Below are 13,486 nucleotides of genomic sequence, written 5' to 3' on the forward strand. Positions count from 1 at the left end.
AGAGAAAGGACGTGGCCCAAGCAAAAAGCGCGGGAGCGTCCTTTTTGTTGAACGATCTTGTGCTTCAGCTATTGACAGGCGAACAAGTGTTCTTTGCAATTTATGGTAACAACCTATAAGTGGAGGCGACAGAATATGAATTGTTTTATATTAACCGGTGCTTCGCATGGTATAGGCGAAGCCATCGCAAAAAAACTGTTATCGAATAATAATCATCTGATATGTGTCTCGAGAACAAAGAATGAAGCACTTCTTTCTTTGGCAAATTCCGAAAAGCATAGGATGGATTATTTTGAATTTGATTTAAACCACGTTGAGGAATTAGATACATTAATGCGTAATATTCTCGAGAAGATAAGTCCTGACGTCGATGCCTTGTATCTCATTAATAATGCTGCAATTGTCTTTAATCAGCCGATAGAGGAGATAGATCCAAGCGCAATCGCCCGATTGTTAACGATCAATTTGGTTGCACCAATGATTTTGACTTCCAGCTTCATCAAATATTCAAAGCCATTGAACGTCGAGAAAAGAATGTTAAATGTTTCTTCCGGCTCCTCATTCAATTTATCCCCGGGCGGCAGTTGTTATTCCACATCCAAAGCCGGATTAGAAACGTTTACGAAAAGCATCGGAATTGAACAAAGTGATGTTAAAATTATGGCTGTTCGACCCAATATGGTAGATACGGCTATGCACGCAGCTACAGTCAATAAGAAGAACCTAAAGTCACCTGAATACGCGGCAGATCGAATTCTTACATTTCTACTGGAGCGTTTTGAACACGGGAAGATAGTAAAAGCTTGGTAAACGTTGTGTGAAATTGACTTTGATCGATCGTTCGATTATAATTTGTTTCATGAAAAATAAAACCGATAACAAAATGGAACTCATTTATCAATCAACCATTGAACTTCTCAATGAGATAGGTCTGTCTGATATATCCATGTCCAAAATTGCAAAGAGGGCCAGCATCTCTTCATCATCGATTTATTTTTATTTCGAAAGTAAAGAAGACTTGCTGATTAAGCTATATTTTAACCTCAAGGACCAAATGCACCTGTTGATGTTTAAAGGTGTAACGGAGGATATGCCAGTCAAGGATGGTTTTGAGAAAATACTGCGTAATTATTCCAATTATATTATTAACAATCAAGCAAACTTTCTGTTGATGGAACAGTTCCTTGATGCACCGTTTATACGGAATAACTGTAATGACCATAATGGCGGTGTGTTCAAGCCGTTATATCCCTTATTCGAGAAGGGGGTCAGGGAAGGATTATTCAAAGATTCGGAAAGGAATCTATTGATTACTTACTCCTGTCTGCCATTTGTCCAAATAGGGAAAGAGTATATAAATGGTGAATATGACCTTAGTTCTGCTAATATTGAGAAAATGATTCAAATGAGCTGGAATGCTATTAAGGCATAAACAGCCCATTTTTTATCAAATAAATTGATCGAACGTTCGATAAAAATGTCGTGTGGTTCAAACATAAAAATTCCAATGAGCTGAGATGCCATGAAAGCAAAATCAGCTCATTTTTTGGGAGGTTTTTGATCGAACGTTCGATCAAATTTTCGTATGAATTGATCGAACGTTCGATAGAAAGGAGGTGAACGTTTCGCCATGCATTCTAACAGAAGCCGAGGCCATCCTGTTGTCGAGGAAACCTGTTAAAAATTTTTTATATTCCATTCAAATTCAATTTTTATAAGGACAAAGGGAGATCTAGTATTCATGAAAAACTATAAATTGATTATTTATTTTCTAGCATTAGGTGCAACCGTAGTGGGTACAGCCGAATCGATAATTACTGGGATTCTTGACATGCTCGCCTCAGATATACAGGTATCGATAGGTCTTGCTGGACAATTAGTTACTGTATACTCCATTGGCTACGCAGTGGGTACGCCGATTTTAATTGCATTCACATCTAGGGTTGATCGAAAAAAACTTCTATTGGCGGCACTATGTACGTTCGTTATCGGTAATATTGTTGCTGTTATAAGCCCTAATTTTGCATTACTTATGATTTCCCGGGCTGTTTTGGGTGTAAGTGCTGGTGTGTTCGCGGTAGTTGCCTTGGGGGTTGCCGCACAAATGGCTCCGCCGGAGAAAAGAGGAAGTGCGATCGGTACCGTCTTAATGGGAACAAGTCTCGCACTTGTCGTCGGCCTCCCTTTAGGAACTTTAATCGGAGAGTATATGGGATGGCGCTGGATCTTCGCAATTCTTGGCTTAGTCACCGTGGTAACGATTGCTGCAATCGCAAAAGCCGTTCCTAAGTTATCCGGTCAAGAAGCGGTTCCGCTGTCTAAACAACTGGCTGTATTGAAAGAATTCAAAGTCATTAGCGGGTTGCTAACATCTTTATTATTTATTACAGGTTACTCCGTTGTTTCAACGTATCTAGCTCCATTGCTGCGCGAAAACGCCGGACTTAACACGAATACGATTAGTCTTGTCTTACTTGGCATGGGACTAATGGCTGTTGTAGGAGCGCGTGTAGGAGGCTACGGTGCTGATAAATGGGGAATTGCCCGTACACTTATTGTAAGTTTGCTCCTTCATGTAATTGCCTTGTTCTTTCTTCCGGTTGCTGCCGTTACCTTTGTCGGTTCCTTATTCATAGTAGCTCTTTGGATGCTTGGAGCTTGGACAACGGCCCCAGCACAGCAGTTTTATTTGGTTACGATGGCACCTCAATCAACTGATATTATTCTGAGTTTGAATTCTTCTGCATTCCATCTTGGTGTCGCCGTGGGAGCAACTCTAGGCGGTGTGATTGTAGAAAATCTTCCCCTATCATCGATTGGTTGGGTCGGAGGATTAGTCGTATTGCTTGCAACCGTATTTGCAGTCATTTCGATTGTGTTGAATAGTAAACAGAAAGCAGTAACCGAACAATTTAAGAGCTTATAAGAAGAAGATGATGAAACGGGAAAAGATATCTTGCAATAGTCCTTTGAACAGTTGTTCTGCTCATCCATGCCGAGAGTACAATTATGATGTCGTGTATAAAAAGTTATCGTAAAACCAACATTCATGCTTCAGCCTTGAATGTTGGTTTTTTGCCTTTTACAGAAGCAGTGAATAGGCAGAGATCTAGTAAAACACAGCTGATTGGGACTTATGTGTATTGGAATTAAAGAGCGTTTTACCTCCAATGTGTTAGTATTGAAGTATAGAGAACGGGAATCCAATTATCGCGTTGTAACTTATTCAAATTATACAGAATAGAGTCACAGGAGGTGCTCATGGAACTTATGTCAATCCAATCCGAACATACAGCAGCTTCACCTGCGAACGCTAGCAACAAGGAATTAATTACTGCGGAGACGCTGCGCTTGGCAAACTTGATTAGCGGCCTTGCTCCATACGATGGTTTCTTTAGTCAACGCATTCCTTGTTTGTCCGTGAGCCGGTTTTCTCGAGTAAATAAGAACGATGTGAAATCTTTCGATTTGCCCTCCATGTTAATTGTTGCACAAGGCGCTAAGACCGTGATAGCAGGGCAAGAGGTCTATCGATTTAATCAATCGCAAATCCTTATGCTTCCTGTTGCTTTGCCGATTGCTTTGAAAGTCACAGACGCCAGCCACTTCGAGCCTTATCTAGGTGTGAAACTGGTTATTGACCCGCATAAAATTGCTGAATTAGCTCTTCGAGTATATCCACATGGTGTTCCTGCCGTAACGAAATGGAATGCCGGTTATGTTCTTGATGCCGATGCAGGTATGCTTAATGCTGCTTCAAGACTTATAGAATGTTTGAACAATAAAAGCGACTCTGATCTTCTTAGCCCCCTTATTATGGATGAAATTTTAATACGCGTCCTACGCAGCCCTATTGGATCTCGAATCGCTGAACTAGGTTTTGCAGGTTCCGAAGCTCATCTTGTTACGAAAGCAGTTACATGGATTCGCAATAATTATTCCCATCCAATGAAAGTTGCGGAATTAGCTGAACTGGCACACATGAGTGAGTCCACTTTTCGAGTCCACTTTAAGTCGATTACTTCAATGAGTCCGCTGCAATACCAAAAAGCACTTCGCCTGCATGAAGCGAGACGGTTAATGATATCCGAATCAATGGACGCGACGACGGCATGCAATCTTGTGGGCTATGCGAGCCCCTCGCAATTTAGTCGAGACTATAGCCGTTTTTTTGGAAATCCCCCAAAAAAAGACGTTGCAGCATTACGTCAATAACCGAATTCCAATCTTCCGTTGGAATAGGCAATAAGTGCAGCAGAACAGGCAATCCTCTGAATAGGATGCGTACTAAAATAGTCTTGTATCTGCGCTTCAAGCAGATTTCATATCCAGAGGAGGAATCTTATTATGCGTATATTTGTAACTGGTGCGACAGGGTTTATCGGTTCTGCAGTTGTAAGTGAGTTGATAAATGCAGGGCATGAAGTCATTGGCTTTGCTCGCTCGGATGAAGCGGCCAATTCTCTTCTTAAAGTGGGAGCATCCGTACACCGCGGGTCTTTGGATGATCTCGCAAGCCTTAGAAGAGGTGCAGAAATATCGGATGGTGTCATCCATACGGCCTTCAACCACGACTTTTCTAACATGGGAGCTGCTGGACTCACGGACCGGCGAGCTGTTCAGACTTTTGGTGCAGCGCTTGCCGGCTCTGGCCGCCCTTTGGTTATTGCTTCCGTGATTGGTCATCTTGCACCAGACCGAATTGGCACTGAGGAAGATGCTCCTGATGTCAACACTGCAGGTAAGCACCGTATCGCTTCTGAAGAGGAGGCTCTTTCCTTAGCTTCCCATGGCGTGCGTGTATCTGTCTTGAGGCTCCCGCCTTCGGTGCATGGGGATGGTGATCGTGGAGGTTTTGTTCCGGCATTGATTAATGTGGCTCGGCGTACAGGCACCTCTGCATATATAGGCGAAGGTTCAAACCGCTGGTCCGCAGTTCACCGTCTGGATGCTGCAAGACTTTTCCGGCTTGCACTTGAAGCTGCTCCCGCAGGTAGCAAGCTGCATGCAATCGGCGAGGAAGGAGTGTCGATTCGCGAGATCGCAGCAGTTATCGGCCGTAAACTTGATTTGCCTGTAATTAGCAAGCAAGTTGAATCTGCTTCTGATCACTTTGGCTGGCTGGCGAACTTCGCTTCGCAGAACATTCAGGCTTCGAGTACATTGACCCAAGAGCTGCTCGGATGGAAGCCTGAGCATATAAATCTTCTGCGTGATTTAGAAGGAGACTTTTACTTTAAGAACTGAACGAGCCGAAATGGCTCCTTATATCAAACACTCAAATAAAATTAATGATAGTCGTAATCAATTGATTACGGCTTTTTTATATTTTATCAGCAGCAGCCCATACCCGGCAGTTAAACCTTTCATACGTTATACGGTATCTGCCTAATTTGCTGATGACATGTACATCCATTCAAACATAGGGAGTTGGATATGTGAAATTGACAACGAAACTTACCGGACGAGTGATATTTAAGGGAGATAAGGGGTATGAAGCCGCTCGGAAAAACTGGGATCCGCATACTGACAGATTTCCTAAAGTGTTTGTATTTGCTCAAAGAACGAGAGATGTGGCAAACGCGATAAAGTGGGCTCGCCAAAATAACGTACCCATTCGGCCAAGAAGCGGAAGACATGCCTTAGAAACTAACCTTTCACAGGTTAACGGAGGTATTGTCATCGACGTTAGCGATATGAAGAAAATCAAGTTAAATCGAAAATGCGCGACTGCTGTAGTTGAGACAGGCAATCGGGTAGGCAGAATTGTAGATACACTGGCAAGGCAAGGATTTATTGCTCCGTTTGGCGACAGCCCTTCTGTTGGTATTGGCGGAATTACGCCTGGGGGCGGGATTGGCCCGCTTCAAAGGACTACTGGACTCATCAGCGATAATTTAATCGAAGTAGAGATGGTTGACGCAAAGGGAAGAGTCATTCTGGCCAACAAAAAACGCAACTCCGATCTGCTATGGGCTACCCGAGGCGGCGGTGGCGGCAACTTTGGTGTCTATACCAAATATAAATTCAAAGTGCGCCGCGCTCCGGCCAAAGCTACCGTATTCAGTGTTACTTGGCCATGGGAGCAGTTCGAAAAAGTCGTAAAAAAATGGCAGGTATGGGCTCCTAACGCTAGTACCAAATTAGGCAGCGAATTGAGTGTAGGTCCCAAAAAGGGCGGAAATGTCAGCATGCTGGGGCTGTACCTTGGGTCGAAAACAGAAGCTTTCCGTCAATTAGAACCCATTCTTAGTGTAGGGACACCTACTAAAAAAACGATCCGGCTGCTTCCATACCTTGAAGCCACTAAGTTTCTGTTAGCCCCCGATCCCGTGCTTACTCAAAAGTTCAGCAACCAGTTCTCTAGCGCCTTCGGCAGGCGTCCATTCCCGGATAAAGCTTATAAAGTGATGCGCCAGTTTCTAGAAAAAGCTGAGGGAGGGACGCCAGCCGGATTCTTCTTCCTTAACTGGGGTGGTGCCATCAGTCGTATTGCACCTAGAGCCACCGCATTCTACTGGCGCAAAGCACAATTTTATGTGGAATGGAACAGCTCATGGGTTAAACGATCAAATGCCGCTAGAAATATTGCCCTGACTCGCAACACCCGGAAGAAGCTGCAGCCGTATATCGTAGGTTCCTACATCAACGTGCCGGACCAAGGTATTAAATGTTCCGGGCCTGTCTATTATGGCAAGAACTATCCGAGGCTGCGTAGAGTGAAAGCGAAGTATGATCCGCAGAATGTATTTAATAATCCTCAAAGTATTACACCAGCGACATTTAAATAAACCTACATGCGTGCGTGGTAAAAGAACGGCAGCCGACAATGATGATCGGCTGCCGTTTTTTATCCTAAAATGGAGTTAACCCTTATGCAACATCAACAGCCGATCTAGACCAATGCCGCTAATTAAGCAACGCTCCTTTTTACTTCCGAGCATCTGATTCATCCAATCTACAAATCCGCCATCGCCAATTTCTATTTTTTCATGTTCATGTTCCATATATATCTTGAAATTGATTCCCTGGTAATACTTATTGTCTTCATTTTCATAGTCAAAAGTAAGCGGCGTGTCAGGAAACATCGTTTGAACAACTTCGGTCATACGTGTGAAGAAGCCGCCGCCATCTGTATAACCGCCTCTTTTTCGCATAACAATAGATAGCTTTGCATTATAATGTTCTCGAATTAACTCTTTATAAAAAAGAAAGTGCTTGGTAAGCAGTTCGATTTCGCAATTGTAAGAGCCGCTGTCTTTGCCCGAGGAAACCATGCAAAACAGTCCAAAATGAGCAGAAAAACCGCGCCCGGAAAAGGCTTGTGCCCTAACAACTCTTGCAGTTGCAGCATAGTGCAAAGGAAGAATGTTGGTTGCTGCCTTGCTCTTTAACTTGTCCGCTATAATAATGGCCAACATGTTTGATGGATCTGACAGTGTTTCCGTACCGCGTACTGAACTTACCACATTATACTGATTCACGCATCCAAAAACGCTGCAACTCCCAAGAGGGGCTGAAGGAGAGAGCAGAAGCGTCTCAATGTCCATTTCCTCTGCTGTCTTTAATAACTGTGATTCTAGTATATGGAATCTAGCTGCATTAACGTCGCTGGCGGTAGAGAACCGATTAGATTGGAATGTCTTTAAGACATCCGCTGGAGTAGATTTTTCTGTTTGTTTGTCAAATAGTTCTAGCAGCAAGGAATTCAAGTCTGCATTTGACAAGGAAAGGAGTTTATCTAACAGTTCCGGGTCGCCAATCTGGTTCAAAATTCGGTTTAAGATTACACTCATCCCATTCACCTCATACCGTGTATAGTATTGTATTTGATTATAGATTATTATGAAGATAAATTCGAGATGAGGGAATCATTATGCAAATTCAAACCGCCAGACTGCTCCTTCGCCAAACAACGATCAATGATTTGGATTTTGTGTATCATACGGAACATGACAAAGAGAACCGATCCTATATCGGGCAATGGACAATTGAACAGCATCAAGAAGCTTTAAAAGATGAGGATATTTTGCACTTATTGATTGAGAACAAGCAGGGAGAAAAGACGGGCTATGTCATATTATCCGGTTTATTGGATACCAATAAGGCACTTTGTATACGACGCATTGCTATTAAGTTAAAGGGGCATGGATATGGCAAAGAAGTGATGAAGGGACTTATCGAATGGGGGTTTGAGAACAACCCGGCCCATCGGATATGGCTAGATGTTAAGGACTTTAATCAAAGGGCTATACATGTTTATGAGTCAGTTGGATTTGTCTATGAGGGTACGTTAAGAGACAGTTATTTTAACGGCGAAGGTTTTGAGTCACTAGTCATAATGTCAATACTTAGAGAGGAGTATACAAAGTAAGCGTATACATCACGTATTCGAATGGGAGAACAATTGTATAAATTAATCTTCATTATTAGGAGGTTCTGAAATGGCATTCCCAACACATATTGTATCGGCAGGCGGAATTGTTGAAGATGAGCATGGACATATCCTATTAGTAAAAGCCCATGACGATGGCTGGGTTTATCCTGGTGGAATAACTGAAGTTGGTGAAAATCTGATTGACGGTGTGATCCGTGAAATCAAAGAGGAAAGCGGCATCGACGCCACTGTCAGTCATTTAATTAGTGTGGTTTCCAATACAGCGATTCATAAATGGTACGATGGTGTAACAGATGTCCCTACGAAGGTCATGTTTGATTTTGCGTGCAAAGCTGTGGGCGGAGAGTTAGCTATTTCGGATGAAACGAGCGAGTGCAGGTGGGTACCAAAAGAAAAAGTGCTAGATTTAATTACTTTACCTGCAATCCGTATGCGTTATGAAGCTTATTTGAGCTTTACTGGCTCTGTCCATTATATCGAATACGCCACTGCGACTACGTCAGCATGTGATATTAAGCTTCAAAGGCATGTTTAGACAAAAGCAGACCAATTGTGAAAACTTGAGTCTAATTTAGACACACTAGTTACAAGTCCACAATCTTTCCGACTACCTTCATATGGTAATGTATCACATTTGGAGGTGCTGTTATTGGGTTGTCTCAAAAAGCATCGAAAACGGTTAAGTAAAAAGCGCAGAAGAAAAGGTTGCCGTAAAATAATCGTTAAGAAGATTATAAAAGGAACCCGTGGGTCACAAGGCCCTGCCGGAACACAAGGACTTCTAGGTCAACAAGGACTGCAAGGGGAACAAGGCCAAACAGGCCTGACGGGAACGACTGGTTTAACAGGGACTACAGGCCAAACAGGCCAAACAGGTCAGACTGGTCAAACTGGTGAGACCGGTGAGACCGGTCCAACTGGACCTACCGGCCCGGGTGCAACAGGACCAGCAGGACCTGTTGGTCCGCAAGGGATGACTGGACTTACAGGCGCGACCGGTCCTGCGGGGCCTCCATTTACGCCTTCCTCTTTATTCGTTAGCAGTACACTTGAGCAAAACCTGTCATCCGGACCTCCAGGAGGAGGAGAAGGCGAGGCTGCTGCGTTTAATAACCAGCTTGTTAATGGCACCGCATTGTCTTTCACTGGTCCTTCTACTATTAATATACTGGAGAGCGGAATCTACAGTATCGTATGGGAGATTGCACCTCTTCCGCCGGGAGAACCCGGAATCAGCGTTTTTGCGTTATTTGCTGATTCTGTATTGGTACCAGGAAGCAATTATGGCAGCCCGGCTGTTACAAATCCTTACACTGGTCAGGTTATTGCTGCTTTAACTGCCGGTTCAGAATTAACACTAAACCGCTTTGATGATACTGGCGGCGGTGTAATATTAGATACAACGATAGATGGTAATCCCATTATTAATGCTTCAATTGTCATTATAAAAATAGGGTAACTATTTAAAACGAAAGCTGTTGATCTTAGATCAGCAGCTCTTTTTGTATATTCAATATTGTAGGTAATTTACATTTTTTGATGAAATAACTGGGTAATATATAATGGGAAGGAGGGATATTCCGTGAAACTAAAGTATCTGGAGCAAATTAAAGCTATTTGACGTTTTCATATAAACGCGCAAAGCATAAAGTAAAAATTACAATAAAGGATCAAATAACTGCGGATAGTTGCAGAAAGCTAATTGTGATGGACTTGGGATTGGTCTTCAATTGAAGGCCTTGCATCAACAGATATGGAAGACACTGGACTGGAATGATGAATATTCTAAAATTATCATCAAGCCTCATATTCAAGTCAAAATTAAAACCACGGGTTACTAAATTAAACTGGTCAAATAATGAAAAATTTATCGAACAAAACGCAGCTGTCAATTGTCTATATATAGAGGTGATGAGAATTGATGGAAAGTTCCCTTAGATATTTGGCAAATTTAGATGCCCTTTCATTCGAAAAGCTTATGAGAGATTATGGGCAAGAGGTTTGGAGTTTTGCTTATTCAATCGTCAAAAATCATAGCATGGCCGATGATATTACGCAGGATGTATTCCTGCAGGTGTTTAGTCATGTAACCTCGTTCCGAAACGAGTCCTCTATAAAGACGTGGCTGCTAAAAATAACGCGAAACATCAGTTATAACTATCGAAAGGCAGCCTTTATCCGAAAAGTATTTCTAGTCGGGAAAGTAGTAATAACCGAAAACAGCATATCAGCAGAACAATCCTATTTCGAAAAAGAAGCAACAAACGATGTTTGGAAGCAGGTATTTAAGTTGCCTGTGAAATTGAGAGAAACTATTATTTTACACGCAAAATATCAACTCTCTATCTCTGAGATTGCTCAAATATTAGATATTCCACAAGGAACAGTAAGATCACGATTGTTCGAAGCCCGAAAGAAAATGAATATACGATTAGGGGAGGTTTTGTAATGGAACATTCAGATCCTGATTGGTATAAAGCTTTACAGACCGATATTGTAAAAGAAAAGAGATTCGATAATGACTTCATGCAAAAAATTAGGCTGCGTACTACACAGGCAGAAAGCTTGCGCAAGAAGAATAGAAGGCGCCGAGTGATATTCGCAAGTCTAGCATCTCTATTCCTAGTTATGGCCATTCTTTTCACATCTAGCGGAACAGATATTTTTCATTTAATTAACAACGAATTTGATGAGCAAAACTTAAGTTCCACGGTGACGAATTCTGAACAAGAACCTCAGAATAGTATGCATGAAACACGAGGCGGACTAGCAGATACAATAGAAGAATTGCCTTTTCAAACTATTAATCAAGGTGAACAGCCATTAGGTCCGATCGACTTATCTGAAGTTCCAGACAATGAAATTTTTATACCAAGATTAATTAAGATTCCAAGTTCATCCGAGAAAGAGTCAGAAACAATTATTGAACCAACTATCTCTGCTGAGAATATGGAAAATGTGGGTTTTATTCTGAGAACGTCTTTTTTCACCACAAGTGGTGTAAATTTTAGGATAGTCCAGGCGCCAGCAACTATGAATGAAGAGGAAACGATTCAATCTTTATTAAATTCTTACCCACTAGAAGAAAAGGAACAAACCAAAATAAATGGTCATGTAGTTATTTATGTAGACGGGGAAGAAAGAGCAGTTGCTCATTTAATTACCCAAAATCACTTTTTCACAGTCTCTACAACTAATGGAACAATCGAGGACTGCTTTAGTGTATTGGAACAGCTCAAAAAAGAGGATGACACTTCGAACCCAGTACCTTCCCTAAAAAGAATCGACCTATCTTTGGTTAACGAGCCTATAAATATACCTTTAGATCTAGCGGATGCACCTGTAGAGCATTCCAATACTTCTTTATCGAGTAATTTTCAAATTGTAAAACTTGAACGTGCATATGCACAACAGTCTAGTCAGGGAACTGATATAGTGGCAATATATCAACTTAGTGATGATAAACATGAAGTGATATTTTCACAATCTCTAAACATATTAAAGAATGAAGAAGCCGCAGTAGAAGATACGAAATCTTGGTATAATCCAGACGATGTTAGAGTTATCGAGATTAACGGTCATTCTGCAGTCATAGAAGATTCTCCTGATCGTAAACTCCTTCATTTAATAACAGATACTCATTTCTATGTAGTTGCTTCCCCAGGAATACAAAATGTTGAATATCTAATTGAATTAGCCGGAAAAATCAAGCTGCCTTAGATGGTGAGAATATAGGACTACGTTCTCTATAAATTAAACTTCTCCTTGAGTTCTGCATCAGAAAGTTCTCCGATCATCAGTAATTCAGTATAAGGATCTTCATCAATATTGAAGTATTCACCAAAGGCGGGCTCGGTTTTTAAACCGAGTCTTTTTAGTTGACGAATGCTATCATGTGCATCTCTTCCTGCTAACACCAATAGTCGATATTCAATCATCATATGTAAGAATCCATTTTGCTGGAGAACAGGAATACCTTGTCCGAAAATTTCAATATTAAAGCCTTCATAATTGAAATTGCACACAATTATTTTTTGATTTTGTATTATTGATTGATGTATCTCAAAATGATTATATTTCCCATATAGCATTTTCAGTTCTTGAATGAATGGAGTGAAACTGTGCACTTCACAAATAATATCTAAATCGCTTTCCTCAATATCTATATCAATTGGGATAGTGCCCACCAATAATGGAGTATAAGAAGATAGAGTGTCAAATATGTTCAGACTTGATAAGCAAACAAAAGCATTTCTTTGTCTCTCTGTCCCCCGAGCGAGGTATTGTATATCTTTCCAATTAATATTCACTAAAAAGCTCCTTATGGGTAGAATTAAATACTTCATATTCAAAAGGAATATAGGATTGTATCAGCGTGTTATTAGAATTTGAATTCACTTTTTTACTTAATTTATCTTTCGTAATCAACTACAGGCCGATAGAGTCTACTTGCCGTTTGAATCAGCCTTCCCATTAAACGCATTATATGTCTTTAGTTGTTTAGAAACGATCCGCTTGCGGGATGCTTCGTATTTGACTTTATAATTATTTCAAGCTTTTAATATACCAGGCATCCATAGCAGAATGCTCAGAACCTGGAAGTGCTTCAGGCAGAAGTGTAAATCCAAATTTTTCATACAAGCTACATGCCGCTTTTAATTCATGCTGTGTTTCTAAATAGCATTTATCATAATATTTTGAAGCGAATAACAAAGCGGTTTCCATGAGTTTTCTTGCAATACCTAAACCTTGTGCTTCTGGACTTAAGTAAAGCTTTTGCAATTCGCAAACGTTGTCTTGTTCATTGAACGGTGCGATACCGATACCACCAACGACTTTATTATCGATTTCTGCTACCCAGTAGTTTGCATTCGCCAAGCTATTATAATAGCCGTGAAGATCGTCCAGTTGAGGGTCAAAGTAAGCTGTCCCTGGAATTGCTAAGCCAAGTGATTCTAATGAATCTTGTATTATTTTTTTGATAGCAGTACTGTCTTCATTTTTAATTTCCCGAATATTCATATAGGATCTCCTTTAATTAAACCTTCATACAATTCGTTGCATTAGATTATAAATGTTGACTTCGTC

At 41.2% G+C, this 13,486-nt stretch carries 15 protein-coding genes; 12 read left to right on the plus strand and 3 right to left on the minus strand.

Going from position 1 to position 13,486, the window contains the following annotated elements; all coding sequences use genetic code 11:
• Window positions 1–135 precede the first annotated feature (135 nt).
• The 6 genes from IEX98_RS13185 to IEX98_RS13210 all read left to right on the plus strand — a co-directional run bounded on the left by IEX98_RS13185 (window position 136) and on the right by IEX98_RS13210 (window position 6,791).
• On the plus strand, window positions 136–810 hold the full coding sequence (locus tag IEX98_RS13185) for an SDR family NAD(P)-dependent oxidoreductase (RefSeq protein ID WP_188889647.1): 675 nt from the start codon (window positions 136–138) through the stop codon (window positions 808–810).
• Between the two features lie 49 nt (window positions 811–859).
• Window positions 860–1,432, plus strand: a complete 573-nt coding sequence (locus IEX98_RS13190) for a TetR/AcrR family transcriptional regulator (protein WP_188889855.1) — start codon at window positions 860–862, stop codon at window positions 1,430–1,432.
• 309 nt (window positions 1,433–1,741) lie between these two features.
• Window positions 1,742–2,926 carry an MFS transporter gene (locus IEX98_RS13195; protein ID WP_188889648.1) on the plus strand — a complete coding sequence of 395 codons (1,185 nt, stop codon included), beginning with the start codon at window positions 1,742–1,744 and terminating at the stop codon, window positions 2,924–2,926.
• 335 nt (window positions 2,927–3,261) lie between these two features.
• A complete protein-coding gene (locus IEX98_RS13200) occupies window positions 3,262–4,215 on the plus strand; it encodes an AraC family transcriptional regulator (RefSeq protein ID WP_229692164.1) in 954 nt (317 codons plus the stop codon).
• A gap of 132 nt (window positions 4,216–4,347) precedes the next feature.
• Window positions 4,348–5,247, plus strand: a complete 900-nt coding sequence (locus IEX98_RS13205) for an SDR family oxidoreductase (protein WP_188889649.1) — start codon at window positions 4,348–4,350, stop codon at window positions 5,245–5,247.
• Between the two features lie 191 nt (window positions 5,248–5,438).
• Window positions 5,439–6,791: an FAD-binding oxidoreductase gene (locus tag IEX98_RS13210; protein ID WP_188889650.1), complete on the plus strand. Its 1,353-nt coding sequence runs from the start codon at window positions 5,439–5,441 to the stop codon at window positions 6,789–6,791.
• 75 nt (window positions 6,792–6,866) lie between these two features.
• Here IEX98_RS13210 and IEX98_RS13215 read toward each other — a convergent pair whose 3' ends face one another.
• The gene (locus IEX98_RS13215) at window positions 6,867–7,796 is read right to left on the minus strand and encodes a hypothetical protein (protein WP_188889651.1); all 930 of its coding nucleotides are present in this window, start codon (window positions 7,794–7,796) and stop codon (window positions 6,867–6,869) included.
• 80 nt (window positions 7,797–7,876) lie between these two features.
• Between IEX98_RS13215 and IEX98_RS13220 the strand changes: the two genes are divergently transcribed.
• The 6 genes from IEX98_RS13220 to IEX98_RS13245 all read left to right on the plus strand — a co-directional run bounded on the left by IEX98_RS13220 (window position 7,877) and on the right by IEX98_RS13245 (window position 12,118).
• Window positions 7,877–8,374 carry a GNAT family N-acetyltransferase gene (locus IEX98_RS13220; protein ID WP_188889652.1) on the plus strand — a complete coding sequence of 166 codons (498 nt, stop codon included), beginning with the start codon at window positions 7,877–7,879 and terminating at the stop codon, window positions 8,372–8,374.
• A 70-nt stretch (window positions 8,375–8,444) separates the two neighbouring features.
• Window positions 8,445–8,933, plus strand: coding sequence for an NUDIX hydrolase (locus IEX98_RS13225; protein ID WP_188889653.1), 489 nt, complete (start codon window positions 8,445–8,447; stop codon window positions 8,931–8,933).
• A 114-nt stretch (window positions 8,934–9,047) separates the two neighbouring features.
• Window positions 9,048–9,857 (plus strand): collagen-like protein, encoded by an 810-nt coding sequence (locus IEX98_RS29435; RefSeq protein WP_308421783.1) that lies wholly within the window; start codon window positions 9,048–9,050, stop codon window positions 9,855–9,857.
• Window positions 9,858–10,086: 229 nt separating this feature from the next.
• The gene (locus IEX98_RS29540) at window positions 10,087–10,239 is read left to right on the plus strand and encodes a Ger(x)C family spore germination C-terminal domain-containing protein (RefSeq protein ID WP_188889654.1); all 153 of its coding nucleotides are present in this window, start codon (window positions 10,087–10,089) and stop codon (window positions 10,237–10,239) included.
• A gap of 80 nt (window positions 10,240–10,319) precedes the next feature.
• Entirely contained in the window at window positions 10,320–10,847 is a 528-nt protein-coding gene (locus tag IEX98_RS13240) for an RNA polymerase sigma factor (protein WP_188889655.1), read from the plus strand.
• Window positions 10,847–12,118, plus strand: a complete 1,272-nt coding sequence (locus IEX98_RS13245; RefSeq protein ID WP_188889656.1) for a hypothetical protein — start codon at window positions 10,847–10,849, stop codon at window positions 12,116–12,118. Before IEX98_RS13240 ends, IEX98_RS13245 begins: the two co-directional genes overlap by 1 nt.
• A 26-nt stretch (window positions 12,119–12,144) precedes the next feature.
• Here IEX98_RS13245 and IEX98_RS13250 read toward each other — a convergent pair whose 3' ends face one another.
• The gene (locus tag IEX98_RS13250; RefSeq protein WP_188889657.1) at window positions 12,145–12,708 is read right to left on the minus strand and encodes a DUF4269 domain-containing protein; all 564 of its coding nucleotides are present in this window, start codon (window positions 12,706–12,708) and stop codon (window positions 12,145–12,147) included.
• 235 nt (window positions 12,709–12,943) lie between these two features.
• Window positions 12,944–13,420 carry a GNAT family N-acetyltransferase gene (locus IEX98_RS13255; protein ID WP_188889658.1) on the minus strand — a complete coding sequence of 159 codons (477 nt, stop codon included), beginning with the start codon at window positions 13,418–13,420 and terminating at the stop codon, window positions 12,944–12,946.
• Window positions 13,421–13,486 lie beyond the last annotated feature (66 nt).

This window comes from Paenibacillus radicis (ex Gao et al. 2016), assembly GCF_014641555.1.
Taxonomy (GTDB): Bacteria; Bacillota; Bacilli; order Paenibacillales; family Paenibacillaceae; genus Pristimantibacillus; species Pristimantibacillus radicis.

Bases quoted from the DNA above. Each gene is read 5' to 3' on its own strand.
- IEX98_RS13240 (WP_188889655.1), top strand. From the start codon at position 10,320: ATGGAAAGTTCCCTTAGATATTTGGCAAATTTAGATGCCCTTTCATTC.
- IEX98_RS13205 (WP_188889649.1), top strand. From the start codon at position 4,348: ATGCGTATATTTGTAACTGGTGCGACAGGGTTTATCGGTTCTGCAGTT.
- IEX98_RS13185 (WP_188889647.1), top strand. From the start codon at position 136: ATGAATTGTTTTATATTAACCGGTGCTTCGCATGGTATAGGCGAAGCC.
- IEX98_RS13200 (WP_229692164.1), top strand. From the start codon at position 3,262: ATGGAACTTATGTCAATCCAATCCGAACATACAGCAGCTTCACCTGCG.
- IEX98_RS13225 (WP_188889653.1), top strand. From the start codon at position 8,445: ATGGCATTCCCAACACATATTGTATCGGCAGGCGGAATTGTTGAAGAT.
- IEX98_RS13220 (WP_188889652.1), top strand. From the start codon at position 7,877: ATGCAAATTCAAACCGCCAGACTGCTCCTTCGCCAAACAACGATCAAT.
- IEX98_RS13215 (WP_188889651.1), bottom strand. From the start codon at position 7,796: ATGAGTGTAATCTTAAACCGAATTTTGAACCAGATTGGCGACCCGGAA.
- IEX98_RS13255 (WP_188889658.1), bottom strand. From the start codon at position 13,420: ATGAATATTCGGGAAATTAAAAATGAAGACAGTACTGCTATCAAAAAA.
- IEX98_RS13245 (WP_188889656.1), top strand. From the start codon at position 10,847: ATGGAACATTCAGATCCTGATTGGTATAAAGCTTTACAGACCGATATT.
- IEX98_RS13190 (WP_188889855.1), top strand. From the start codon at position 860: ATGAAAAATAAAACCGATAACAAAATGGAACTCATTTATCAATCAACC.
- IEX98_RS13195 (WP_188889648.1), top strand. From the start codon at position 1,742: ATGAAAAACTATAAATTGATTATTTATTTTCTAGCATTAGGTGCAACC.